The organism is Ilumatobacter coccineus YM16-304, from assembly GCF_000348785.1.
GTDB classification, from domain to species: domain Bacteria; phylum Actinomycetota; class Acidimicrobiia; order Acidimicrobiales; family Ilumatobacteraceae; genus Ilumatobacter_A; species Ilumatobacter_A coccineus.
The window spans coordinates 1,280,716-1,303,666 of the sequence record NC_020520.1; the positions used below are offsets into that span (position 1 = coordinate 1,280,716).

A 22,951-nucleotide genomic window follows, 5' to 3' on the forward strand; every position below is an offset into this window, starting at 1 on the left:
CCGTTCGGCGGCCGACCCTCACGGGTCGGCCGTCGTCGTTTTCTCGTGTTCTTCGCGACCTTTCGTCGTGTCAGGCGTCTCTTACAACAGGTGCCACCCGCGGTACCGACGAAAGGGAACTCATGGTTGCTATTGACTGGACACAGGGCTTCGAAGACGCCTGGAACGACGTTGCGACGTTCATTCCGAAGTTCGCGGCGGCAGTGGCCGTCTTCATCATCGGTTGGATCGTCGCGAAGATCATTCGCAAGGCGATCGTCAAGGTGTTGAACAAGGTCGATCTCGACAAGTACGTCGACAAGGCCGGCATCGGCGCACCGCTCGAACGTGCCGGCTATCCGAACTCCGTCGACCTGATCGGCAAGATCATCTACTTCGGCTTGATGCTCTTGGTGCTCCAGCTCGCCGTCGGCGTGTTCGGCGACTCCGACATCTCCGACGCCATCGACGACATGGTCGCCTTCATCCCGAAGCTGGTCGTTGCGATCGTCATCGTCATCATCACCGGCGTCATCGCCAACGCCGTCCGCGAGCTCATCGCTCCGGCCGTTGCGCACCTCTCGTCGGGTGACCTGCTGAAGAAGGCCGCCGTCGTCGGCATCTGGCTCATCGGTGGCTTCGCGGCGCTCGATCAGCTCCAGGTCGCCAAGGACGTCGTCGACACGCTGTTCCAGACGATCGTCTACAGCCTCGGCTTCATCATCGTGATCAAGTTCGGTGTCGGTGGCATCTGGGCCGCCCGTGACCGCTTCTGGCCGGCCGTGTACGACCAGGTCACCAGCGAAGCGGCGACCGCCAAGGGTGCCGCTGCCAGCACCGACAGCTGATCATGCTCGCATCGTTGGCCGTCGACCTCGGGACGGCGGACTGGGCTGCTGCGGCCAACGATGCTCCTGCGGACGGAAACGCCGCCTCTCGACAACGTCGTCGAGAGGCGGCGTTCCGCGTTCGGGGGTCGATCCCGTACGATCTGTCCCCAGTGACCACCGACGCCGACATCGACGCCACCCCGGCGTCGTCCGACGAGGGAGCGTTCGCTCTCATCGTCGAGGAGCACAGCGCCGCCGTCTACCGGCTGGCGCGTTCGGTCGTTCGTGATCCGGCGCTCGCCGACGACGTCACGCAAGACACGTTCATCAAGGTGTGGAAGCACCTCGACAGCTTCCGTGGCGAGAGTTCGCTGCGCAGTTGGATCCTCCGGATCGCTCACAACACGGCGGTCTCGACGCTGCGCAAGATTCGAGACAGCGCGACCGACCCGGCAAAACTGCCGGAGGTGAGCGACCCGATCGGCACGACACGAGTGGTCGAGGGGCGGATCGCCGCCGACGAACTCCGTGATGCGCTGGAGGAACTCGACGAGCTGACGCGGTCGATCGTCGTGCTTCGCGAGGTGGAGGGCATGTCGTACGACGACATCGCCAGCACGCTCGACGTGCCGATCCCGACGGTCAAGACCCGCTTGTTGCGCGCTCGCCGACGGCTCGCGACGATGCTCGACGAGTGGCGGCCGGACGGAGCGATGTCGTGAGCCGCCTCAGTTTCAAACACCCGAGCCGCGAGCAACTCCTCGCCTGGCTGAACGGGTCCTCCGTCGACGACTCGGTGATCACGATGCACCTCGACCAGTGCGAGAAGTGCGAACGTCGACTCACCGAGCTCGCCGGTGGCGACGACGTCGTCGACGACGATCTGGCCAACGCGATCCGCGAGGTCTACGTGCCGCCGGAGGATCTGAACACGCGTGTGCTCGAGAAGATCGACGAACGTGAACGTGCCGATCGTGAGCTGAGCCTGTTCCTCGGCCTGTTCGCCATCGGCAAGGATGCTGCAGAACTGATGATGCCCTCGGACGGAGAAGACACATGAACCCATGGATCGGCGCTTCGATCGCCATCGTCGCCGCACTGATCATCGGCACCATCGCGTCGCGGGTGGTGGCGAAGCTGCTCGCCAAGAGCCCGATCCAGGCGCTTCGCGATGCCGCTCCGGCGCTGGCCGGATTGGCGCTGTCGGCTGCGTTCATCGTCGGTCTGCTCGTGGCGCTCGGGTTCGTGGCGCCCGACGAGCTCGAGCAGCTCGGCAACGACGCCATCGCCTTCTTGCCGCGCGCCATCTCGGCGTTGGTGATCGTGATCGGCGCCAACGTGGCCTCGACCTTCGCCGCGGCAGCGGTCGCCAAGTCGCTGGCGGGCACCGGAGCAGCGGCGCGGTTCGCTCCGATGATCACGAAGTTTGCGATTCTCGGTGGCGGAGCGATCGTGGCGGCCGGTCAGACGAAGGTCGACACCGCCGTGGTCAACATCGCCGTCGCGGCGCTGCTGTTCGGCGTGGCCGGCTCGCTCGCGCTGCTCACCGGCCTCGGTGGTCGCCAGGTGGCCGGGGAGCTGGCGGCTGGTCGGGCGTGGCGCAACTCGCTGCGCTCGGGCGACCGGATCCGCGCCTCGATTCGCCAGTCGACGTCCGGGCCGGAGCCGATCGTCGAAGGCGTCGTGGTCGACGTGCACCCGACGGCGGTCGAGGTCGATTCGCTCGGCACCACCGTGTTCATTCCGAACTCTCGGCTGCTCGATTCGATCGTCGAACGCGATCGTCCGGAGCCCGCTGACGCGGCCGGCGAGATCCAGCGGTAAAACCTGGCGCAGCGACGTCAAAATTTTCTTTGAGAAGTTTCGCGACTTTCTGGAGCCGCTATCGTCCTCTCTACAACAACATGTTGCGACAACATGACGGCGAGCTCAACAATCGCCCGAACTGTTGTAACATCACAACCGCCGTCGCCGACTTCCCCGTCACCATCCCTCCCGTGTGATCGAAGTCGAGACGACCGGCACTGAGGGACGCCTTCGGGCGTCCCTCAGCTGTTTTCCGGACCGTGTCGAACGGCCGACTGATTCCCGACTTGGAAGGTCGGGATTCGTGCGGCTACATTGACTCGCCTATGAGCGACCAATGGGGATTCGAGACCAAGCAGATTCACGTCGGAGGCGAGCCCGATCCGACGACCGGCGCACGGGCCGTGCCGATCTACCAGACGACCTCGTTCGAGTTCAACAGCGCCGACCATGCGGCCAACCTGTTCTCGCTGAGTGAAGTCGGCAACATCTACACCCGCATCATGAACCCGACGCAGGGTGCGCTCGAAGCACGCCTCAACGCGCTGGAGGGTGGCTGCATCACCGCCATCGGGCTGCCGGGTGCCCTGGCCGTCGCGTCCGGACAGGCCGCGTCGACGCTCGCCGTCATGAACGTCGCCGAGACCGGCGACCACGTCGTGGCGTCCCCCTCGCTCTACGGCGGTAGCTACAACCTGCTGCACTACACGCTGCCGAAGATGGGCATCAGCGTCACGTTCGTCGACGACCCGCACGACCCCGAGGCCTGGCGCGCGGCGTCGACCCCGAAGACGAAGTGCTTCTACGGCGAAGTGCTGCCGAACCCGAAGAACGACGTGCTCGACATCAAGGGCATCAGCACGGTCGCCCACGAGGTCGGCGTGCCGCTGATCGTCGACAACACGGTCGCCACGCCCTACCTCATCCGCCCGCTCGAACACGGTGCCGACGTCGTCGTGCACAGCCTCACGAAGTTCATCGGCGGACACGGCACCTCGATCGGTGGCGCCATCATCGACGGCGGCACCTTCGACTACGGCGACGCCGAGCGGTTCCCGAACTTCAACGAGCCCGACCCGAGCTACCACGGCCTGCCGTACTGGCCCGGCCTCGGCCACGGTGCCTTCATCCTCAAGGCGCGCGTGCAGTTGCTGCGTGACATCGGCATGGCGATCTCGCCGTTCAACGCCTTCATGTTCCTCCAGGGCCTCGAGACCCTGAGCCTGCGCATGGAGCGTCACTGGTCGAACGCTCAAGCGGTCGCCGAGTTCCTCGATGCGCACCCGCAGGTCACGTCGGTCAACTACGCCGGACTCCCGTCGAGCCCCTGGCACGAGCGGGCCACCGAACTCGGCGGCGGCAAGGGCTACGGCTCGGTGCTCGCGTTCGAGATCGAGGGCGGCCTCGAAGCCGGCAAGAAGTTCGTCGAGGGCCTCACGCTGCACAGCCACGTGGCCAACATCGGTGACGCTCGCAGCCTGGTCATCCACCCGGGATCGACCACGCACAGCCAGCTGACCCCCGAGGAGCAGGCCGCATCCGACGTGACGCCGGGTCTGATCCGACTGTCGGTCGGCCTGGAGTCGATCGACGACATCCTCGCCGACCTCAAGGAAGGCTTCGCAGCCGCGAGCTGAATCGATCTGCGAGCGGGGCCGGCGCGATGCGACGGCCCCGCTCGATCAGTTCGTGACTATTCGCCCAGGACGCAGGCGGTGATCGCGTCGGTCGCCGTGGCTTCGAGCGCCGGATCGAGATCGGCGAGGTCCTGCGCGAGCGCGACCTTCGAGAACTCGTCCTCGGTCAGCTGTTCGGCGAGGCTGTCGGTGACGCACTTCGACGTGGCTTCGTCGAGCCCCTGAGCGATCAGCGCCTCCTCGAAGAGTTCGGGCGACACGTCGGTCTCGCCGTCGCCGCAGGCGGCGAGCGTGATCGAGAATGCGGCGAGCAGGGCAGCGGTGCGTTTCACGACGTCGCAGGCTATGACCGAATGTGGCAGTTCTGTCGACTAATCGTCGCGCTGGTCGCGGAGGAACTGTTCGAAGTCGCTGGCGAGGTCGTCGGCCGACGGGATCGCCGCCTCGGCGCGGCGGTCGAACTCGGCCTCGAGCATGCGCACGTACATCTTGAGTTGTTCGTCGCTGGCGATGACCTCGTCGTGCACCTCGCGCCACGAGGCGATCTGCTCGGCCATCTGATCGCTGATGTCGCCGTCGACGGGGACACCGAGCACGTGGCTCAGGTGGCGTGCGAGCGCCGCCGTCGCCTGCGGGTGCTCGGCGTTCATCAGATAGTGCGGAATGCCCACTCGTAGCGACACCGCCGGCACGCCGATCGACTCGAGGGTCGCCTGGAGCACTCCGGCGACGCCGGTGATGCCCTGGTACGACGGGGCGACCAACCCGAGTGCGCGAGCCAGCTCGGGGTTCGCCGTGCTGCCGGTGACGGGAGGCGTGCGCGTGTGAGGAATCGCCTCGGCGGCCGAGCCGACCGTGACGACCGCTTCGCAGCGCAGTGCTCTCGCCACCGTCGTGATCGTGTCGACGTAGGTGGTCCAGTGGAAGTGCGGCTCGACACCCACGAGCGCCACGACGTCGCGATGGTCGGCGTTGCGTTGGACGATGAACTCGTTGGCGGGCCACGTGATCTCACGGATCCCGTCGTCGATGGTCACCTGGGGGCGCTGCTGTGTGAAGTCGTAGAACGGGTCGGCGTCGACCATGCCGACGACGATCGCCTGGTCGCTGCTCGTGAACGCTTCGACGGCCTGTGTGGCCGCCGTGCCGACGTCGAACCAGCCTTCGAGCCCGACGAGCATCACCGGTCGATCGAGCGGGCCGACCTCGTCGGCCGAGAAGTCGAGGACGTCGTCGACGCTGGTCATCGTGCAGCCCCGGTCATCGTGACATCAGCTCATCTGGGCGACGACGTGATCGACCGTCGCCGTGAGCGCCTCGATGTCGGACGGCTCGATGGCCGGGAACATGCCGACGCGCAACTGGTTGCGGCCGAGCTTGCGGTACGCATCGGTGTCGAGCACGCCGTGCTGGCGGAGCACGGCACAGACGTCGTTGGCGTCGATCGAGTCGTCGAGGTCGATGGTGCCGACGACGTTGGAGCGCTCGTCCGGGTTCGCCACGAACGGGCTCGCCCAGTCGCGTGCTTCAGCCCAGCCGTAGAGCGTCGCGGCTGATGTGGCGCTGCGGCCGGCCGCCCAGTCGAGCCCGCCGTTGCCGAGCATCCAGTCGAGTTGTGCGTCGAGCATCACCAGGGTCGCCACCGCCGGCGTGTTGTAGGTCTGGTTCTTGGTGGAGTTGTCGAGCGCAATCGCCAGGTCGAGCGACGCGGGCCGCCAGCGCTCGGACCCGCCGATCTCGTTGATGCGTTCGATCGCCGCAGGCGAGCACGCGGCGAGCCAGAGACCGCCGTCGGCGGCGAAGCACTTCTGCGGGGCGAAGTAGTAGACATCGACCTCGCTCGGTGACCACGTGAGGCCGCCGGCGGCAGACGTGGCATCGACCAGGACGAGCGACGAGTCGGCCGACGTGCCGGCGGGTCGCGTGAGCTGCATCGCCACGCCGGTCGAGGTCTCGTTGTGCGTGAGCGCGTAGGCGTCGATGCCGTCTTCCGCGTGCAGGGAGGGGTGCGTGCCGACGTCGCTCTTGACGACCGACGGCGTACCGAGGTGCGGCGCCGAGGCGCAGGCTTCGGCGAACTTCGACGAGAACTCGCCGAACACCGCGTGCTGGCTGCGCTCGCGAACGAGGCCGAACGTGGCGACGTCCCAGAACACCGTGGAGCCGCCGTTGCCGAGGACGATCTCCCAGCCGTCGGGCAGCGCGAACAGGTCGCTCAGCTTGCTTCGCACAGCGCCGACCAGGTTCTTCACCGGCGGCTTGCGGTGCGAGGTGCCGAGCAGGGTGTCGCGGGCGGCGACGATGGCGTCGACCTGCTCGTGGCGGACCTTCGACGGCCCGCAGCAGAACCTCCCGTCGGCAGGAAGGAGGTCGGACGGGACACTGATCGAGGAGGGATCGAAGCTCACGACACCAGCATGGCGTCCGTCGCCTCGAAATCCCAGCCCGTTTGCGTTCAATCCGTCGAGAAACCTCGCTCACCGCACGCCACCGGCACAGATAGCCTCGCTGCCGTGAAGCGCACCTCGAAACGACTGTCTGCCATCGCCCCCTCGGCCACCCTGGCCGTCGACAGCAAGGCGAAGGCCATGAAGGCCGCCGGCGAAAACGTCATCGGATTCGGAGCAGGCGAGCCTGACTTCGCCACCCCGCAGCACATCGTCGACGCTGCGATCGCGGCGTGCTCCGACCCGAAGAACCACAAGTACAGCCCGGCTGGCGGTCTTCCGGAGCTGAAACAGGCGATCGCCGACAAGACGCAGCGCGATTCCGGATTCGTCTGCGAGCCCTCGCAGGTGCTCGTCACGTGCGGTGGCAAGCACGCCGTCTACACCGCCTTCGCCGCGCTGTGCGATCCCGGCGACGAGGTCATCTGCCCGGCGCCGTACTGGACCACCTACCCGGAGGCGATCACGCTGGCCGGTGGCGTTCCGGTGGTCATCGACACCGACGCCGAGTCCGGTTTCCAGGTCACCGTCGAGCAACTCGAAGCGGCCAAGACCGACAAGACCAAGGTGCTGCTGTTCGTCAGCCCCGACAACCCGTCGGGTGCCGTGTACCCGCCCGCCGCCGTGAAGGCGATCGGCGAGTGGGCCGTGGCCAACGGCATCTGGGTCATCACCGACGAGATCTACGAGCACCTCACCTACGGCAACCACGAGTTCTCGTCGATGCCGGTGTTGGTGCCCGACCTCGCCGACCAGTGCCTCATCGTCAACGGCGTCGCCAAGACCTACGCCATGACCGGTTGGCGTGTGGGCTGGATGATCGGCCCGGCCGACGTCATCAAGGCGGCGTCCAACTTCCAGAGTCACGCCACGTCCAACGTCTCGAACGTCGCGCAGCGCGCGGCGATCGCCGCCGTGTCGGGTCCGCTCGATGCGGTCGTCGAGATGCGCGAGGCGTTCGCCCGTCGTGCGTCGATCATGCACGAGATGCTCAACGCCATCGACGGTGTGTCGTGCCCCGAACCGCAGGGTGCGTTCTACGCGTACCCCGACCTGACCGGTCTGCTCGGCCGTGACATCAACGGCAAGGTGGCCAACAGCACCATCGAACTCGCCGACATCGTGCTCGAAGAGGCCAAGGTGGCGTTCGTGCCGGGCGAGGCGTTCGGACTGCCGGGCTACGGCCGGTTCAGCTTCGCCCTCGGCGACGACGACCTGGTCGAAGGCATCACCCGCTTCGCCGCCCTCGTCTCCTGACGCGAGCCGGCGCGGTCAGCTGAGCGAGTCGGGCATCTCGCCGACGTTCGAGCTGAGGCGCTCGACCGCGATCACGACGATCGCCCCGACGAAGAACAGCGCGATCGGCAACACGACGTCATCGGCGGGTGCCGAGAGCGTCGTCGTGTGCGTGCCGTTCGGCCACGGCCACAACACACGCGTGGAGCCGACCATGAGGCCGATCATCGCGGCGATCACGTGGTTGCGGTAGTGCTCGAGCAGCCAGTTGAGCAGCGTCGAGAAGATCGCCAGTCCGACGATGCAGCCGAGCGCAGTCGCGCCGAGCGCGGGGATGTCTCGGTCGTTGACCGCGCCGAGGACCTCGGTGTACATCCCGATCATCACCAGGATGAACGACCCGGAGATGCCGGGAAGGATCATGGCGCAGATCGCCAGCGCCCCCGACAGGAAGAAGATCCAGATCGGCTGCGTCACCACCTCGGCGGTTCCTTCCGCCACCTCGGTGTCGGAGCGCAGGCCGAGCAGTGCGAACAGTGCGACGCCGACCCCGACGATGATCGCGACCGTGACGGCGTCGACACGTTCGAGCAGGTTCCAGGCGATCCAGATCGTGCCCACGACCAGGCCCAGGAACAGGCCGGCCATGACGATCGGTTGCTCGTCGAGCAGCTTCTCCAGTACCGACGACAGCGCGGCGACGGCGATCAGGATGCCGGCGAGGAGCGTGAGCAGCCACACCCATTCGATCTCGCCGATCGTCTGCTTGGCCCCGTCGAAGTCGCCGGTGAGCAGTCGCTTCAGCGCCCGGGCGCCGAGGCGGATGTTGCCGATCAGTCGGTCGTAGATGCCGAGCACCAGGGCGACGGTGCCGCCCGACACCCCGGGCACGATGTCGGCGGTACCCATGGCGAAGCCTCGGGCGAGTTGAGCCACGTGGGCGAGCGGCCCGGTGGCCGAACCGGGAGTCGAGGGGGTCTTGTCGCTGTCGGGCACGAGTGACGAGGCTAGCGACGTGGTTCAGGTCCACCAGAGCGCGTGATGCATGGCCAGGCCCGACACGATCACCAGGACGAGGCACTCGCCGACCTGCTCGACGGCGCCGAGGATGTCGCCACTGACCCCGCCGAACGCCCGGACCGCGATGACCGACACGAGCAGCGCTCCCACGGCCACCGCACCGGCGAGCGGTGCGACCCACCAACCGACGGCGACGGCGCCGATCGTCAACGCAGCCAGCACACCGGCAGCGGCGCGCCCGGGTGACAGCGAGCGCGAGTAGTCGGCGCCGAGCCCCTCGGTCGGTACGGGAGGCGCGAGGGCCATGGTGGCGACCGCGGCACCGCGGCCCAGACAGTGCGCGCCGACGAGCCCGCCGAATGCAGCAGCGGGAGCGAGCGACGCGACGCACACGATCCGCAGCACGATCGTGCCGCACATCGCGGCGACGCCATAGCTGCCGTGCCGCGAGTCCTTCAGAATCTCGCGGCGGCGTTCAGGCGTCCACCCGCCCATGGCGTCGGCGGTGTCGGCCAGGCCGTCTTCGTGGAACGCTCCGGTGATCGCGACGCCGAGCAGCACCACCACCGCAGCGGCGACCGAGCCCGGCACGAGTTCGAACAGGCCGGCTGCCACGCCGCCGAGCAGCGCGCCGAGCAGGGCGCCGACCACCGGGAACCACGACACCGACGCGGTCAGGTCGGGTGCCGCCTTCAGACGGATCGGGATGCGGGTCAGGAACTGAGCGGCGCCGAGGAGTCCGCGCATGCGACTACTCCGAACCGAACCACTCGTCGAACGTGGCGACCTCGACCACGCCGGCGCACGCCATCTTCACGATCGGCACGGCCGCCATCGCCCCGGTGCCCTCGCCGAGTCGCATGTCGAGGTCGAGCAGCGGCTTCTTGCCCATCGCGTCGAGCAACTTGCGGTGACCCGGCTCTGCCGAGCAGTGTCCGACGATGCAGTGATCGAGCGCCGCCGGGTCGGCGCGGTGGAGGGGCAGCACCGACGACGTGCAGATGTAGCCGTCGAGGACGATCGGGATCGAGCGGTGGCGAGCGGCGACCGTGGCGGCGGCCATGGCGACCAGTTCGGAACCGCCGACTTCGCGGAGGATCTCGAGCGGGTCGACCACACCGGCGATGCGGCGCACCGACTCCTGCACGGCGGTCTTCTTGCGTTCGAGGCCGGCGTCGTCGATGCCGGTGCCACGTCCGACCCACACCGCGGCTTCTCCACCGGCGAAGGCCGCGGCGATGGCGGCCGCGGCGGTGGTGTTGCCGATGCCGAGTTCGCCCAACACGAGGAGGTCGGTGTCGAGTGCATCGACGGCGTCGAAGGCGACCTGGGTGATCTCGTCGAATCGCTCGGGAGACAGCGCCGCTTCGTGGCGCATGTCGTTGGTCGGCTCGCCGACCCCGACGTCGACCGCGGTGACGGTCGCACCGATCGTGTGGGCGAACGCGTTGATCGTGGCCTTCGACTGCTGGGTCGCCGCGAGCATCGACGCGGTGATCTCGGCGGGATAGTTGCTCACCCCGGCGGCGGCGACGCCGTGGTCGGCGGCGAACACGAGTGCCGCTGGTCGTTCGACCGTGGGGCGATGGGAACGTTGCCACCCCGCTTTCCAGGCGGCGACGTCGTCGAGCCACTGCAACGCTCCACTGGGCCGGAGGACCTGTGCGGTCCGCTCCTCGACGGCGGCGCTGGCGGCGAGATCGGGCCCGGGCAGATCGGCGAGACGTTGGGCGAGCAGGCTCATGGGTCGAGAGTCTGCCAGGGGTCGCTCAGCACCACCGCTTTCCCGGCGACGAGGAGCAGCGCCGGGTCGGCCACGGCAGCGAACGACTGGTTGACCCACCCGAGCAGGTCTCGGTAGCGGCGTCCGAGTTCGGCTTCGGGGTGGACGCCGAGGCCGACTTCGTTCGAGATGACCACCACACGCTCGGAGCGCGCGGCGCACGTGGCGGCCGCATCCACGGCTCTCCGACGGATCTCGTCGTCGTCGATCTCGCGCCACATCAGGTTCGAGGTCCACAGCGTCACGCAGTCGACGATCACGAGGCCTTCGTCGACCGATCGGACCGCGCCGTCGAGGTCGACCTCCTCTTCGATGGTGCGCCACGACGCCGGACGTTCGTCGCGGTGGCGCTCGATGCGGTCGGCCATGTCGTCGTCGACGACCGGCGCGGTGGCGACGTAGGTGACCGGGCCGTCGAAGCGCCGGCCGATCTCGACGGCGAGCGAACTCTTGCCGCTGCGAGCTCCTCCGAGGAGCAGCGTGAGGCTCATGTTCGGCCGGCCCGCGTCAGTAGTCGAGGCCGCGCATGGCGCGGATGCCCTGCGAGTACGCGTGCTTGATCTCGGTCATCTCGGTGACGGTGTCGGCCACCTCGATCAGCTCCGGGGCGGCGTCGCGGCCGGTGATGATGACGTTGACGTGACGGGGCCGATCGCGGATCGGCCCGGCGATGTCGGCGGCCGGGAGCCAGCCGAACGACGACAGGTAGGTCAGCTCGTCGAAGATCACGAGTTGGTGCTCGCCGGCGTTCATGATCTCGACGGCCTTCGCCCACCCTTCGGCAGCGTGCGCCTTGTCGTTCGAGAGGTCGTCGGAGTCCCAGGTGAACCCGTCGCCGAAGGCGTGCCACTCGACGCCGAGCTGGCGGCCGATCTTCTCCTCGCCGACCTTCCAGTTGCCCGACTTGATGAACTGCACGACGGCGACGTTCCAGCCGCGTGCGACACCGCGGACCATCATCCCGAACGCCGACGACGACTTGCCCTTGCCGTTGCCGGTGTTGATCACCACCAGCGAGTCGGCGCGACGGAGCCCGTCGGGACGGGGGTCGTCGGTGGGAGCGGCGTCGTCGGAAGCAGCGTCGTGGTCGGCCGTGGTGTCGTCAGTCATGCGATGAGGGAGGCTAGGCGGGCGACGGCTACGATGCCGAACTGTCATTGGAAGCAGCGAAGTTCGGTGAGATTCCGACGCTGTCCCGCAACGGTGATGTCGCGAGGTTGGTGTAGCCAGCGTCGCGGTCAGCCCGGTCGCCTGCTCCGATGTCGCGACAACCATCCCTCGAGGCAAGGGGCGGTTCGCCCTCGGGTGGACGGTGCCCGGTCTCCAACTCCACTCGGAGGAACCCCCACATGTCCAAACGCCACCAACTCCTCGGTGTGATCGCGAGCCTCGCGCTCGTGACCGCCGCCTGCGGAAGCGACAGCAACGAAGCCGGTGAGCCCGCCGTCGCCGACGACACGACCGAAGTGACGACCGACGAAGCCCCGGTCGACGCCACGGACGACGAGGCGATGGAGGAAGCACCCGCCGAGGAGGCGATGGAGGAAGCACCCGCCGAGGAGGCGATGGAGGAAGCTCCCGCCGAGGAGCCGGCCGACGCCGACGCCGTGCCCGAGCGGGTCGTGTCGCTCAGCCCGACGCACACCGAGATCATGTTCGCGATCGGCGCAGGCGACCTGCTCGTCGCCGTCGACTCGTTCTCGAACCACCCCGAAGCAGCGCTCGAGCTGCCGAACGAGCTGTCGGGCTTCGAGCCCAACGTCGAGGCGATCGCTTCGTACGAACCCGACCTCGTGCTGATCGGTGGCGACTTCACCGGCCTCGGTGACCAGCTCGCCGAACTCGACATCGCCTCGTGGGACGGCCCCGCCGCCACCTCCTTCGACGACACGTACGCGCAGATCGAACAGCTCGGCGCAGCGACCGGACACATCGCCGAAGCCGCCGAACTGGTCTCGTCGATGCAGACCGACATCGCCGCAGCCGTCGAGGCCGCGCCGCAGCCCGACACGCCGCTGAGCTTCTACCACGAGCTCGATCCCGGGTTCTACAGCGCCGACACGTCGACGTTCATCGGCCAGATCTACGCGCTGTTCGGCTTGGAGAACATCGCGGACGCCGACGAGTCGGAGAGCTTCGGGTACCCGCAGCTCAACGCCGAGGTGATCATCGAGTCGAACCCCGACCTGATCTTCCTCGCCGACACGAAGTGCTGTGGCGAGAACGCCGAGACGGTGTCGGCCCGCCCCGGTTGGGACGCCATCGCTGCCGTGCAGAACGGCAACGTCGTCGAGATGGACGACGACATCGCCTCCCGCTGGGGACCGCGCATCGTCGACTACATCCAGGCGGTCGCCACCGCCATCGAATCGGCTGCCGTCGCCGCCTGATCGGCACCTGAACGATGACCGACCGACGCGATGCCACCTGGTTCCTGGGTGGCATCGCGTTCGTCGTCGTCGCCGTCGTCGTCGGGGTCTCGATCGGCCCCGCCGGACCCGACTGGTGGCGCGTCGGGCCCGAGTTGGTCAACCGCCTGCCGTTGATCTCGTTCGACACCGGTGTCAGCGACGCCGAATGGGCGATCATCTGGAAGATCCGCATGCCCCGCGTGGTGCTCGGTGGACTGGTCGGCGGCATGTTGTCGATCGCCGGAGCGAGCTATCAGGGCGTGTTTCGCAATCCGCTCGTCGACCCGTACCTGCTCGGCGCGGCCGCAGGCGCCGGCCTCGGGGCGACGCTCGCGCTCACGATCGGCCGTGGCGTCACCTCGACGTGGCCGATCGACCCGGTGCCGACGGCCGCCTTCCTCTTCGCCGTCGGTTCGGTGCTCGTGACCTACACCGTCGGCGCCGCGTTCGGTGGTGATCGAAGCGGCGTCACGCTGGTCCTCGCCGGCGTGGCGGTCGTGTCGTTCACGTCCGCGGTGCAGACCTTCATCCTGCAGCGCAACCTCGACGTCTTCCGCGAGGTGTTCCGCTGGATCACCGGCAGCCTCGCCAGCGCGAGTTGGGCCGACGTGCGACTCGTGCTCCCGTACGCCGTCGTGAGCGCTGTGGTGCTGCTCGTCCACCGACGCCATCTCGACGTGTTCCGGGTGGGTGGCGACGAGGCGGCAACGCTCGGCATCGACGTCGCCCGCACCCGGCTGATCATCGTGGTGGCGGCCACACTCGGGACCGCTGCGGTCGTGTCGGTCAGCGGCCTGATCGGCTTCGTCGGGCTCATCGTCCCGCACATCGTCCGCATCGTGGCCGGTGCCGGTCACCGACGTCTGCTCCCGCTGTCGCTCATGGCTGGAGCCGGATTCCTGATCCTCGCCGACGTTCCCGGCCGCATGCTCAGCAACCCGGCCGAGACGCCGATCGGCGTGGTCACCGCGTTCCTCGGTGCGCCGTTCTTCATCTTCCTGCTCCGCTCGCGGCGGTTCGGTGCATGAGCTCGCTCGGGCTGACCGACGTCGCCGTGTCGTACCCGGCCGGACGCGAGACCCGCTGCGCGCTGGCACCGTTCTCCGACCACGTCGAGGCCGGTGAATGGGTCGGCCTCATCGGCCCGAACGGCGCCGGGAAGTCGTCGCTGCTGCGGGCGATCGCGAACCTCACGGCGTACACCGGCACGGTGCAGGTCGACGGCGTGTCGCTCGCCGACATGGGCGACCGGGAGCGAGCGCGACAGGTCGCCTACGTTCCGCAGGATCCGCTGATCCCGCGCGACATGTCGGCACTCGACTACGTGCTCCTCGGACGGACGCCGCACATCGGGTATTTCGGTGCGCCGAGTCGACGCGATCATCAGGTCGCCGCCGACGTGCTCGAACGGTTGCGACTGGCCGAGTTCGCCGACCGACTGCTCGGTGAGCTCAGCGGGGGAGAGCGGCAGCGGGTGGTGCTCGCCAGGGCGCTGGCCCAGGAAGCTCCGATCCTCCTGCTCGACGAGCCGACGTCGGCACTCGACATCGGGCACCAGCAGCAGGCGCTCGAGTTGGTCACCGAACTGCGCACGACCGAACAGCTCACCGTCATCTCGGCACTGCACGATCTGACGCTCGCCGGCACCTACACCGACCGACTCGTGATGCTCCACGAGGGCCGGGTCGTCGCCAGCGGCCAGGCGGGTGAGGTCCTCACCGCCGAGCGCCTCGGCGAGGTGTACCACGTGTGCGTCACCGTCGACATCGATGACGACGACGGCACGGTGATCGTCGTCCCGCGCCGCGGCTTCCCGGTGGCCGAGTCGTGAGCGCACACGGCGGCGACGTGGCGGCGGTCGCACGGGCGGCCGGACTCGATCGACGTCGCTTGATCGACCTGTCGGCGAGCATGAATCCGTTCGCTCCCGACATACGACCCCTGCTCGCCGATGCACTCGATGTCGTGGTGGACTATCCCGATGCCACTCGAGCACATGCGGCTCTCGCTGAGGTGCTCGACGTCGACCGGGACCGTCTCGTGCTGACCAACGGCGGGGCCGAAGCGATCGCGCTGGTCGCCGCCGAGCTGGGTGCGGGCAGCGTGGTCGAGCCGGAATTCTCGCTGTACCGACGGCACCTCGCCCGGGTCGACTCCGACGCACCGCGGTGGCGGTCGAACCCGTCGAATCCGCTCGGGGTGCTGGCCGACGACACCGACGAGGCGCACGTGTGGGACGAAGCGTTCCTGCCCCTCGCGACGGGTCGCTGGACCAACGGTCGAGGCGCGTGGCGACTGGGTTCGCTCACGAAGGTGTGGGCGTGCCCGGGGCTCCGGCTCGGCTACGCCATCGCTCCCGATGCCGATGCTGCGGCACGCATCGCACGTCGACAGCCGCGGTGGTCGGTGAACGGGCTGGCGCTGAGCATCGTCGAACCGATGCTGGCCGTGACCGATCTGCCCGGCTGGGCATCGCAGATCGAGGCGCTGCGAGCAGAGTTCTGTGGGCGCCTGCACGACGTTGGTGTGGCGGCACGTCCCACCGCTGCGAACTGGGTGCTCGTCGAGGGGGTCGATGCGGCCGACCTGCGCCGGCGTCTCATCGAACAGCGCGTCCTCGTCCGCGACTGCACCAGCTTCGGGATGGCCGACACCTGTCGTGTAGCGGTGCCGAACCCGCACGATCTCGACGTCGTCGTCGACGCGTTCGCTCGGTCATGAGCGTCGCGCTCGCGTCGGTCGGAGCGGTCGTGGCAGACCGACTCCTCGGCGAGCCGCCGGTGCCGTTGCATCCGGTGGTGTGGTTCGGGTCGGCGATGCAACGGGTCGAGGCGACGGTCTACGCCGACACGCGCCGAGCGGGCGTGCTCCACGCCGGCGTCGGCGTGCTGCTCGGCGCGGGTACCGGCCTGCTCCTTCGCCGAGCGGCGGGAACGGGGGTGTCGACGCTGGTCGCCGGCACCGTCTGCGTCGCCGGTCGGATGCTCGAACGCGAGGCGCTCGGCGTGGGTGAACCGCTCGCTGCGGGCGACCTCGACACCGCCAGGGCTGCACTGTCGCGTCTGGTCGGTCGCGAGACCGGCGACCTCGACGAGACGGCGGTCGCCAGGGCGACGATCGAAACGGTGGCCGAGAACACCGTCGACGCCGTGCTCGGTTCGGTGTGGTGGGCCGCGGCGGCCGGGGCTCCCGGTGTGCTCGCACACCGCGCGGCCAACACGATGGATGCGATGGTCGGGCATCGGAGTGCCCGGTATCGGCGATACGGCTGGGCGTCGGCACGGCTCGACGACGCGATGAATCTCGTGCCCGCACGGCTGGGCGTGGCCGCGGTCGTACTCGCTCGGCCTCGCGCCGCGAGCCACATCATCAGCACGGTTCGTCGCGACGCCGAGCAGCACCCGTCGCCGAACGGTGGGGTCATCGAAGCCGCGTTCGCTGCGGCGCTCGACGTGCGACTCGGCGGCGTGAACCGCTACGGCGACGTGGTGGAGGATCGCGGTCGTCTCGGAACCGGGCGAGACCCGGTCGGTTCCGACATCGAGCGGGCCACGCGGCTCGCTCGCGACGTGGCGGTGACGAGCGCCGCCATGGTGTTGGCAGGCTCGGTTGCGGTGAAGGCGGTGTGGCGATGCGTTCGTTGATGGTGCTGGGATGCACCTCCGATGCCGGCAAGTCGCTGCTCGTCACGGCGCTGTGCCGATGGTTCTCCCGCAACGGGGTACGGGTTGCGCCGTTCAAGGCGCAGAACATGTCGAACAACGCTCGGGTGGTCGCCGGCGGCGAGATCGGTGTGGCCCAGTGGTTGCAGGCCGGAGCGGCCGGCGTGGAACCGGACGTTCGCATGAACCCCGTGCTGCTCAAACCGGAAGCCGACACGCAGAGCCAGGTCGTGGTGCGCGGCGTCGTCGACCGCGCATTGAGCGCCATGCCGTGGAACGATCGCCACGACGCGCTCTGGACGCCCATGGCGGAGTCGTACGACGAACTCGCCGCGCAGTACGACCTCGTCGTGATCGAAGGCGCAGGAAGCCCGGCCGAGATCAACCTGCGCGATCAGGTCAACAATCGGATGATCGAGTACGCCGACGCGAGCGGGCTGCTGGCCTCCGACATCGACCGCGGTGGTTCGTTCGCGCATCTGTACGGCACCTGGGCGCTCGTCCCCGAGGCCACTCGCGCTCGGCTCGATGCGTTCGTGCTCAACCGCTTCCGCGGCGACGCGACGCTGCTCGAACCGGGGCCGTCGATGTTGACCGAGCGGACGTCGATGGCGTGCGCCGGCGTGATGCCGATGCTCGACCACGACCTGCCGCGCGAGGAAGGTGCCACCGAACGCCCACGCGCACCGATCGGTGCACCCAGGGTCGTGATCCCGCGATTTCCGTTCGGGTCGAACCTCGACGAGTTCGACCTGCTGGGCCACGCCGCCCGCGTGCGCTGGATCACCGACCCCGGCGCGTTCGACGGGCTCGACCCCGACCGCGACCTGGTCATCCTGCCGGGGTCGAAACACGTCGGTGCCGACCTCGACTGGATGCGCGAACGCAAGCTCGACGTCGCGGTCCGGTCGGCGGCGCGCCACGGCGTTCGCGTCCTCGGAGTCTGTGGCGGCGCGATGATGCTCGGCCACGAGATCATCGACCCGGTCGGTGTCGAAGGTGGCACGCCGCGACGCATCGACGGGCTCGGTCTCCTCGACACGACCACGACGATGCAACCGACGAAGCGAACCGAACTGGTCGATCTCGAGGTGTTCGGGCAGACGTTCCGCGGCTACGAGATCCGGTACGGCGAACTCGACGGCGGTGTGCGCCACCTCGTCGACGGCAACGTCTCGGCCACGACGGTCCACGGGTTGTTCGAGCACCCGGCGTTCATCGAAGCGATGCTCGGCGTGGTGGTCACCCCGGTGCTGGAGGCGACGTACGAGCGCCTGGCCGACGCCGTCGACGCACACCTCGACACCGATCTGCTGCAGGCGCTCGTCGCTCGCTGAGCGAGCGACGTCCCGTCAGATCTTCTCCATCGCGATCGGATCGCCCGGCGGAAACGACACGTCGATCGCGTCGCCCGGCCGGATCGTGCCGCCGTGGACGACCACCGACATCACCCCGGTCTTGCGCACGAGTCGACCGTCGTCGTCACGACCGAGCATGGCGCCCTGCAGACCTTCCTGGAACGCGTCGATCTGCACACACGGGTTGCGCAGGCCGGTGAGCGAGAGCAGGCAGTCGCCGATGCGCAGCGTGGTGCCGACCGGCAGGGTGATGAGGTCGAGTCCGGAGGTGGTGATGTTCTCGCCGAGATCGCCGGGAGCGACGCTGAAGTCGGCGGCGTTCACCTCGTCGAGCAGTTCGGACGCGACCAGGTGCACTTGGCGCAGGTTGGGTTGGTTCGGATCGCGGGCGACGCGAGAGCGGTGTTTCACTTGCGCGCCCATGTGGGCGTCGCCGTCGACGCCGAGGCCGGGGAGCAACGCGATCTCGTCGACCGTCTGCTTCGAGAAGCCGTGCTCGTGGCTTCGATGGACGGCGATGACGGAACCTCGAGGAGTCGACACGTCGGCAACGGTAGTGATCGCAACTGAACGCAGCGTGAACGGTTCCGTAACCTGGACACCATGAGCGAGAGCGACTATCCCGGGTTCGACGGCGTGGAGCCGTACGGCACCGCACGCGATGTCGACGCGGAGCGGGCCCATCGCAAACGCATGTGTGCGCTCGGCTACCGCATCTTCGGCGCGATGCGATGGGGACAGCTCGGTGACGGGCACGTGTCGGCGCGAGATCCGGAGCAGACCGACCACTTCTGGTTGCTCGACTGGGGCGTGCCGTTCAGCGAGGCGACCGTCGACCGTCTGGTGCTCGTCGGGCCGGGCGACGGCGTCGAGTCGGTGAACACCGCCGGCTACAACATCCACGCACCGATCCTCGACGCGCGTTCCGACGCGGTGTCGGCGGCTCACACTCACACCCAGTTCGGCACACCGTGGTCGGCCAACGTCGAACCGTTCCGGGCGCTCAGCCAGGAGTCGTGTGCGTTCGTGTTCGATCAGGCGATGTTCGACGACGAGGAAGTCGAGGTGCTGTCGTTCGACGGCGGCAAGCGGATCGCTGCCGCGCTCGGCGACAACAAGCTGTGCATCCTGCGCAATCACGGGCTCCTCACCGTCGGGCAGACGGTCGAGGCGGCGGTCGGGTGGTTCGTCATGGCCGAACGGGTCGCCGAAGTGCACGTCAAGGCGCCCGACGGCAAGGCGATCAGCGACGCCGCGGCGCGCATCGCCGCCACGACCCTGAGTCCCGAGCACGCCGGCTGGCGGATCTTCCAGTGGCTGCAGCGGTCGTTGGTTCCCGACCCGACCGTCGTCGACTGACTCAGCCGAACGCCACCACGCCGAGCACACCGGCCAGTACCAGCGCACTCGCCGCGTACTCGGCTCGGGTGTGCTGCTCGCGCAGCCACACCGCGGAGATCACGAACGCCAGCAGCAGCTCCACCTGCCCGAGGGTGCGCACCTTCGCCGCGGAGGTGAGGGTGACGGCGATGGCCCAGCACGCCGAACCCGAGAGGCTGAGGATGCCGACGGGCATGGCGGCACGCCAGTTGGTCGCCACCGAACGGAGGCCCGGCCGGTCGGTCACGGCGAGCTGTGTGCCGTTGACGAGGGTCTGGATCGCGAGCATCGCGGTCAGGGTGAGCAGCGCACGGTTCCAGGTGGGCGCGTCGCCCAACGAGTTCGACGCGCCGCGGATGCCGGCGGCGGCGAGCGCGAAACCGAGCGCGGCGAGGATGCCCATGAGCGCCGCCCGGTCGCCGGCCAGGCGCAGCGCATCGGTGATCTTGCCCGGCGCTGCGAGCCAGGCGACGCCGAGCATGCACACCACGGCACCGATCCAGCCGAGCGGGGCGAGTGGTTCACCCAGGGCGACGGCGGAGATGACGGCGACGAGGATGATCTCGGTCTTGACGTACACCGTGCCGATCGCGAAGTCGCGGAGCCGGAACGATTCGAGCAGCGCCACGGTGCCGAGGATCTGGGCGACGCCCGCACCGGCGATGATCGGCCAGAAGCGGGCTGGAGGTGTCGGCAGTTCGGCGCCGACGATGCCGAACGTGATGATCGACGCGATCGCCGCGAGCGGGAACCCGTAGGCGTAGCGGACGAAGCCCGCTGGATTGACCGCGAGCACGCGACGGAGTTCGTGCTGTCGAGCCGTCCGCAGGATCTGGAACGTGGCGGCGAGGAGCGTGACCGGAATCCACATGGTGTCTCAACCTGTGGGATGTGGGTCCCGCAAGTTGAGACAACCCTATCGGGTCAGCGTGCGGGGGAGGGCGGGTACCAGTGGTCGCCGGGCTCGAGGATGTTGTCGGCCTCCGAGGGGCCCCACGAATCGCGGAAGTACGGGAAGATCTCGCCGGGCTCGTCGAGCGCCGGCTGCACGATCGCCCACGTGCCTTCGACGACGTCTTGGCGGGCGAATCGACGCAGCGAGCCGACGAGCGCGTCACCGAGCAGGCGCTCGTACGCGTCCTGCCGTTCGCCGAGCGCCGCGGCGAAGTCGACGTCGACGTCGACCTCCTGGCTGTCGAGGCTGGGACCGGGCGTCTTGGCCTGGAGCGCGAAGGTGACCCCGTCGTTCTTGCCGAGCCGCAGCCGGATCAGGTTGCGTTCGGGCGGCGGGCTGCCGGCCTCGTCGAACAGCATGCGCGGCGGCTCGCGCAGTTCGATCACCGCTTCGGTCGCGTTCTCGGCGAGCCCCTTGCCGACGCGGACGTACCAGGGCACACCGGCCCAGCGCCACGAGTCGATCTCGAGGCGCACGGCGGCGAAGGTCTCGACCGACGAGTCGTCGGCCACGCCGTCTTCGTCTCGATACCCGACGTACTGACCGCGCACCATCTGCGAGCACTCGATCGGGCGCATGGCGCTGATGACCTTGGCCTTCTCGTCTTGGAGGAAGCGGGCATCAGGGCCCGCCGGGGGCTCCATCGCGAGGAGCGCGATCACCTGGAGCAGGTGGTTCTGCAACACGTCGCGGATGGCGCCGACGCCTTCGTAGAAGCTGCCGCGACCCTCGACGCCGATCGTCTCCGACATGGTGACCTGCACGCTGCGGACGTAGTTGCGGTTCCAGACGGGTTCGAGCAACGTGTTCGCGAAGCGGAACACGAGGAGGTCTTCGACGGCTTCCTTGCCGAGGTAGTGGTCGATGCGGAAGATGTGGTCTTCGGGAAACACCGAGTGCAGCGTCTGGTTGAGTTCGACGGCCGAATCGAGATCGCGTCCGAACGGCTTCTCGACCACGATGCGGCCGCGTTCGTTGAGGCCGACCGACGCCAGCTTCTCGGCCACCATCGGGAAGATCGACGGCGGTATCGCCATGTAGAACACCGCGGTCTCCGAGCCATGGCGGTCGAGCGTGTCGCGCAGTTCTTCCCAGGTGGCTTCGTCGGCGTAGTCGCCCTGGATGAGGTCGAGCCGGTCCGACAGCGAGCTGATGATCTCGTCGTCGGCGTCGTCGACGTGGGCCTCGATCGATTCGCGTGCGTGCGTGCGGAAGTCGTCGTCGGTCCAGTCGCTGCGGGCGACGCCGATGACGGGGACGTCGAGTGTGTTGGAGCGTTCGAGTTTGTAGAGCGACGGGAACAGCTTGCGCTTGGCGAGGTCGCCGGTTGCGCCGAACAGCACGAGCGCGTCGGCTTCGGGCTGGTTCGGGTCGATCTGCGCGGTGTCGACGTACGGAACGTCGGTCGTGATGGGCTGCTCGCTCATCGGCTGGACTCCTTCTTCTCCTTGTGGCCGCCGAACCCGGCGCGCATCGCCGACAGCGCCTTGTCGGCCACGTCGGATCGACCGCGCGAGCTGAACCGTTGGAACAGTGCCGCCGACAGCACGGGCACCGGCACGCCTTCGTCGATGGCGGCGTCGATGGTCCAGCGGCCTTCGCCCGAGTCGCTGACGTGGCCGGAGTAGGCGTCGAGGTTCGGGTCGTCGAGGTAGGCCTCGGCGGTGAGGTCGAGCAGCCACGACGTGATCACCGACCCGCGTCGCCACACTTCGGTGACCTTCGCCAGGTCGATGTCGTACTGGTAGTACTCGGCAGCGTCGAGCGGCGCGGTCTCGGCGTCGATCTCGTGGTCCTCCTTGCCGATGTTGGCCTTGGCGAGCACGTTGAGGCCTTCGCCCAGGGCGGCCATGAGGCCGTACTCGATGCCGTTGTGCACCATCTTCACGAAGTGGCCCGAGCCACTCGGGCCGCAATGGAGCCAACCCTGCTCCTCGGGGGCGATGTCGCCGGTGCGGCCGGGGGTGCGCTCGGCTGCCTCGACGCCGGGTGCGAGGGTGTCGAAGACCGGTTCCAGGCGCTCGACCGCAGTGTCGTCGCCGCCGATCATCAGGCAGTAGCCGCGCTCGAGTCCGGCGACACCACCACTGGTGCCGACGTCGACGTAGTGGATGCCGTCGCCGGCGTACTTCTTCGACCGGTCGACGTCGAGGTGGTACCACGAGTTGCCGCCGTCGATGACGGTGTCGTCGGGGTCGAGCAGCGGAATCAGCTGCTCGAGGGTGCCCTCGACGTAGGCCGCGGGGATCATCACCCAGATCGAGCGCGGCGCGTCGAGCGAGGCGACGAGTTCTTCGAGTGAGTGTGCGCCGGTGAATCCCTCGGCTTCGAGTGCCGTGACGGCGTCGTGGTTCACGTCGAACACGACGCAGTCGTGGCCTCCTCCCGCGAGTCGTCGCACCATGTTGGCGCCCATCCGGCCGAGTCCGATCATGCCCAGTTGCATG

General features: G+C 68.3%; 25 protein-coding genes. 13 read left to right on the forward strand and 12 right to left on the reverse strand.

The annotated features are described in order from the left end of the window. The first annotated feature begins 122 nt into the window (after positions 1 to 122). From YM304_RS05740 to YM304_RS05760, 5 genes are all read left to right on the forward strand, one after another. A complete protein-coding gene (locus tag YM304_RS05740; RefSeq protein WP_015440707.1) occupies positions 123 to 827 on the forward strand; it encodes a mechanosensitive ion channel family protein in 705 nt (234 codons plus the stop codon). A gap of 152 nt (positions 828 to 979) precedes the next feature. Then, on the forward strand, positions 980 to 1,531 hold the full coding sequence (locus tag YM304_RS05745) for an RNA polymerase sigma factor (RefSeq protein ID WP_015440708.1): 552 nt from the start codon (positions 980 to 982) through the stop codon (positions 1,529 to 1,531). Further along, complete coding sequence (locus YM304_RS05750) at positions 1,528 to 1,869, forward strand: hypothetical protein (protein ID WP_015440709.1); 342 nt, start codon at positions 1,528 to 1,530, stop codon at positions 1,867 to 1,869. Before YM304_RS05745 ends, YM304_RS05750 begins: the two co-directional genes overlap by 4 nt. Then, positions 1,866 to 2,633, forward strand: coding sequence for a mechanosensitive ion channel family protein (locus tag YM304_RS05755; protein WP_015440710.1), 768 nt, complete (start codon positions 1,866 to 1,868; stop codon positions 2,631 to 2,633). The genes YM304_RS05750 and YM304_RS05755 overlap by 4 nt, the downstream gene beginning before the upstream one ends. Positions 2,634 to 2,941: 308 nt before the next feature. Then, positions 2,942 to 4,252, forward strand: a complete 1,311-nt coding sequence (locus YM304_RS05760; protein WP_015440711.1) for a bifunctional o-acetylhomoserine/o-acetylserine sulfhydrylase — start codon at positions 2,942 to 2,944, stop codon at positions 4,250 to 4,252. Between the two features lie 56 nt (positions 4,253 to 4,308). Here YM304_RS05760 and YM304_RS05765 read toward each other — a convergent pair whose 3' ends face one another. Genes YM304_RS05765 through serC form a run of 3 tightly spaced genes read right to left on the reverse strand, consistent with a single transcriptional unit; the run spans position 4,309 to position 6,660 of the window. After that, positions 4,309 to 4,584, reverse strand: coding sequence for a hypothetical protein (locus YM304_RS05765; protein ID WP_015440712.1), 276 nt, complete (start codon positions 4,582 to 4,584; stop codon positions 4,309 to 4,311). Positions 4,585 to 4,623: 39 nt separating this feature from the next. Next, positions 4,624 to 5,499 (reverse strand): PAC2 family protein, encoded by an 876-nt coding sequence (locus YM304_RS05770; RefSeq protein ID WP_015440713.1) that lies wholly within the window; start codon positions 5,497 to 5,499, stop codon positions 4,624 to 4,626. Between the two features lie 24 nt (positions 5,500 to 5,523). After that, complete coding sequence (gene serC, locus YM304_RS05775; protein ID WP_015440714.1) at positions 5,524 to 6,660, reverse strand: phosphoserine transaminase; 1,137 nt, start codon at positions 6,658 to 6,660, stop codon at positions 5,524 to 5,526. A gap of 105 nt (positions 6,661 to 6,765) precedes the next feature. Between serC and YM304_RS05780 the strand changes: the two genes are divergently transcribed. Then, positions 6,766 to 7,956, forward strand: coding sequence for a pyridoxal phosphate-dependent aminotransferase (locus YM304_RS05780; RefSeq protein ID WP_015440715.1), 1,191 nt, complete (start codon positions 6,766 to 6,768; stop codon positions 7,954 to 7,956). 15 nt (positions 7,957 to 7,971) lie between these two features. On the opposite strand, the gene YM304_RS05785 is transcribed toward YM304_RS05780, so the two are convergent. Genes YM304_RS05785 through cobO form a run of 5 tightly spaced genes read right to left on the reverse strand, consistent with a single transcriptional unit; the run spans position 7,972 to position 11,848 of the window. Then, the gene (locus YM304_RS05785) at positions 7,972 to 8,931 is read right to left on the reverse strand and encodes a DUF368 domain-containing protein (RefSeq protein ID WP_015440716.1); all 960 of its coding nucleotides are present in this window, start codon (positions 8,929 to 8,931) and stop codon (positions 7,972 to 7,974) included. 24 nt (positions 8,932 to 8,955) lie between these two features. Beyond that, positions 8,956 to 9,702 (reverse strand): adenosylcobinamide-GDP ribazoletransferase, encoded by a 747-nt coding sequence (gene cobS, locus YM304_RS05790; protein ID WP_015440717.1) that lies wholly within the window; start codon positions 9,700 to 9,702, stop codon positions 8,956 to 8,958. Between the two features lie 4 nt (positions 9,703 to 9,706). After that, positions 9,707 to 10,699: a nicotinate-nucleotide--dimethylbenzimidazole phosphoribosyltransferase gene (gene cobT, locus YM304_RS05795; protein ID WP_015440718.1), complete on the reverse strand. Its 993-nt coding sequence runs from the start codon at positions 10,697 to 10,699 to the stop codon at positions 9,707 to 9,709. Then, complete coding sequence (gene cobU, locus YM304_RS05800; RefSeq protein ID WP_015440719.1) at positions 10,696 to 11,229, reverse strand: bifunctional adenosylcobinamide kinase/adenosylcobinamide-phosphate guanylyltransferase; 534 nt, start codon at positions 11,227 to 11,229, stop codon at positions 10,696 to 10,698. The genes cobT and cobU overlap by 4 nt, the downstream gene beginning before the upstream one ends. Positions 11,230 to 11,245: 16 nt before the next feature. After that, a complete protein-coding gene (cobO, locus tag YM304_RS05805; protein WP_015440720.1) occupies positions 11,246 to 11,848 on the reverse strand; it encodes a cob(I)yrinic acid a,c-diamide adenosyltransferase in 603 nt (200 codons plus the stop codon). A 239-nt stretch (positions 11,849 to 12,087) separates the two neighbouring features. Between cobO and YM304_RS05810 the strand changes: the two genes are divergently transcribed. The 6 genes from YM304_RS05810 to YM304_RS05835 are packed head-to-tail and all read left to right on the forward strand — an operon-like array spanning position 12,088 to position 18,148. Continuing rightward, the gene (locus tag YM304_RS05810) at positions 12,088 to 13,128 is read left to right on the forward strand and encodes an ABC transporter substrate-binding protein (RefSeq protein WP_015440721.1); all 1,041 of its coding nucleotides are present in this window, start codon (positions 12,088 to 12,090) and stop codon (positions 13,126 to 13,128) included. A 14-nt stretch (positions 13,129 to 13,142) separates the two neighbouring features. Beyond that, positions 13,143 to 14,177, forward strand: coding sequence for a FecCD family ABC transporter permease (locus tag YM304_RS05815; protein WP_015440722.1), 1,035 nt, complete (start codon positions 13,143 to 13,145; stop codon positions 14,175 to 14,177). Continuing rightward, positions 14,174 to 14,980, forward strand: a complete 807-nt coding sequence (locus tag YM304_RS05820) for an ABC transporter ATP-binding protein (RefSeq protein ID WP_015440723.1) — start codon at positions 14,174 to 14,176, stop codon at positions 14,978 to 14,980. The genes YM304_RS05815 and YM304_RS05820 overlap by 4 nt, the downstream gene beginning before the upstream one ends. Continuing rightward, complete coding sequence (locus tag YM304_RS05825) at positions 14,977 to 15,870, forward strand: aminotransferase class I/II-fold pyridoxal phosphate-dependent enzyme (protein WP_015440724.1); 894 nt, start codon at positions 14,977 to 14,979, stop codon at positions 15,868 to 15,870. The genes YM304_RS05820 and YM304_RS05825 overlap by 4 nt, the downstream gene beginning before the upstream one ends. Beyond that, positions 15,867 to 16,793: an adenosylcobinamide-phosphate synthase CbiB gene (gene cbiB / locus YM304_RS05830; protein ID WP_015440725.1), complete on the forward strand. Its 927-nt coding sequence runs from the start codon at positions 15,867 to 15,869 to the stop codon at positions 16,791 to 16,793. Before YM304_RS05825 ends, cbiB begins: the two co-directional genes overlap by 4 nt. Further along, positions 16,775 to 18,148 (forward strand): cobyric acid synthase, encoded by a 1,374-nt coding sequence (locus tag YM304_RS05835; protein ID WP_015440726.1) that lies wholly within the window; start codon positions 16,775 to 16,777, stop codon positions 18,146 to 18,148. Before cbiB ends, YM304_RS05835 begins: the two co-directional genes overlap by 19 nt. A 15-nt stretch (positions 18,149 to 18,163) precedes the next feature. On the opposite strand, the gene YM304_RS05840 is transcribed toward YM304_RS05835, so the two are convergent. Continuing rightward, the gene (locus tag YM304_RS05840) at positions 18,164 to 18,712 is read right to left on the reverse strand and encodes an MOSC domain-containing protein (protein WP_015440727.1); all 549 of its coding nucleotides are present in this window, start codon (positions 18,710 to 18,712) and stop codon (positions 18,164 to 18,166) included. A 60-nt stretch (positions 18,713 to 18,772) separates the two neighbouring features. Here YM304_RS05840 and YM304_RS05845 point away from each other — a divergent pair, with 60 nt between their 5' ends. After that, positions 18,773 to 19,528, forward strand: a complete 756-nt coding sequence (locus tag YM304_RS05845) for a class II aldolase/adducin family protein (RefSeq protein WP_015440728.1) — start codon at positions 18,773 to 18,775, stop codon at positions 19,526 to 19,528. 1 nt (position 19,529) lies between these two features. Here the strand turns inward: YM304_RS05845 and YM304_RS05850 are convergent, their stop codons facing one another. From YM304_RS05850 to gnd, 3 genes are read right to left on the reverse strand one after another with little or no spacing between them, the layout of a single operon-like run. Next, complete coding sequence (locus YM304_RS05850) at positions 19,530 to 20,420, reverse strand: DMT family transporter (protein WP_015440729.1); 891 nt, start codon at positions 20,418 to 20,420, stop codon at positions 19,530 to 19,532. A 53-nt stretch (positions 20,421 to 20,473) separates the two neighbouring features. Beyond that, a complete protein-coding gene (gene zwf, locus YM304_RS05855) occupies positions 20,474 to 21,931 on the reverse strand; it encodes a glucose-6-phosphate dehydrogenase (RefSeq protein WP_015440730.1) in 1,458 nt (485 codons plus the stop codon). Further along, positions 21,928 to 22,950: a phosphogluconate dehydrogenase (NAD(+)-dependent, decarboxylating) gene (gene gnd / locus YM304_RS05860; RefSeq protein WP_015440731.1), complete on the reverse strand. Its 1,023-nt coding sequence runs from the start codon at positions 22,948 to 22,950 to the stop codon at positions 21,928 to 21,930. Before gnd ends, zwf begins: the two co-directional genes overlap by 4 nt. Position 22,951: the final 1 nt, after the last annotated feature.

Excerpts from the sequence above, each read along its gene's own strand:
- gnd (WP_015440731.1), bottom strand. The coding sequence starts at position 22,950 with ATGCAACTGGGCATGATCGGACTCGGCCGGATGGGCGCCAACATGGTG.
- YM304_RS05820 (WP_015440723.1), top strand. The coding sequence starts at position 14,174 with ATGAGCTCGCTCGGGCTGACCGACGTCGCCGTGTCGTACCCGGCCGGA.
- YM304_RS05845 (WP_015440728.1), top strand. The coding sequence starts at position 18,773 with ATGAGCGAGAGCGACTATCCCGGGTTCGACGGCGTGGAGCCGTACGGC.
- YM304_RS05755 (WP_015440710.1), top strand. The coding sequence starts at position 1,866 with ATGAACCCATGGATCGGCGCTTCGATCGCCATCGTCGCCGCACTGATC.
- cobO (WP_015440720.1), bottom strand. The coding sequence starts at position 11,848 with ATGACTGACGACACCACGGCCGACCACGACGCTGCTTCCGACGACGCC.
- zwf (WP_015440730.1), bottom strand. The coding sequence starts at position 21,931 with ATGAGCGAGCAGCCCATCACGACCGACGTTCCGTACGTCGACACCGCG.
- cobU (WP_015440719.1), bottom strand. The coding sequence starts at position 11,229 with ATGAGCCTCACGCTGCTCCTCGGAGGAGCTCGCAGCGGCAAGAGTTCG.
- YM304_RS05810 (WP_015440721.1), top strand. The coding sequence starts at position 12,088 with ATGTCCAAACGCCACCAACTCCTCGGTGTGATCGCGAGCCTCGCGCTC.
- YM304_RS05740 (WP_015440707.1), top strand. The coding sequence starts at position 123 with ATGGTTGCTATTGACTGGACACAGGGCTTCGAAGACGCCTGGAACGAC.
- YM304_RS05815 (WP_015440722.1), top strand. The coding sequence starts at position 13,143 with ATGACCGACCGACGCGATGCCACCTGGTTCCTGGGTGGCATCGCGTTC.
- cobS (WP_015440717.1), bottom strand. The coding sequence starts at position 9,702 with ATGCGCGGACTCCTCGGCGCCGCTCAGTTCCTGACCCGCATCCCGATC.
- YM304_RS05770 (WP_015440713.1), bottom strand. The coding sequence starts at position 5,499 with ATGACCAGCGTCGACGACGTCCTCGACTTCTCGGCCGACGAGGTCGGC.
- cbiB (WP_015440725.1), top strand. The coding sequence starts at position 15,867 with ATGAGCGTCGCGCTCGCGTCGGTCGGAGCGGTCGTGGCAGACCGACTC.
- cobT (WP_015440718.1), bottom strand. The coding sequence starts at position 10,699 with ATGAGCCTGCTCGCCCAACGTCTCGCCGATCTGCCCGGGCCCGATCTC.
- YM304_RS05850 (WP_015440729.1), bottom strand. The coding sequence starts at position 20,420 with ATGTGGATTCCGGTCACGCTCCTCGCCGCCACGTTCCAGATCCTGCGG.
- YM304_RS05760 (WP_015440711.1), top strand. The coding sequence starts at position 2,942 with ATGAGCGACCAATGGGGATTCGAGACCAAGCAGATTCACGTCGGAGGC.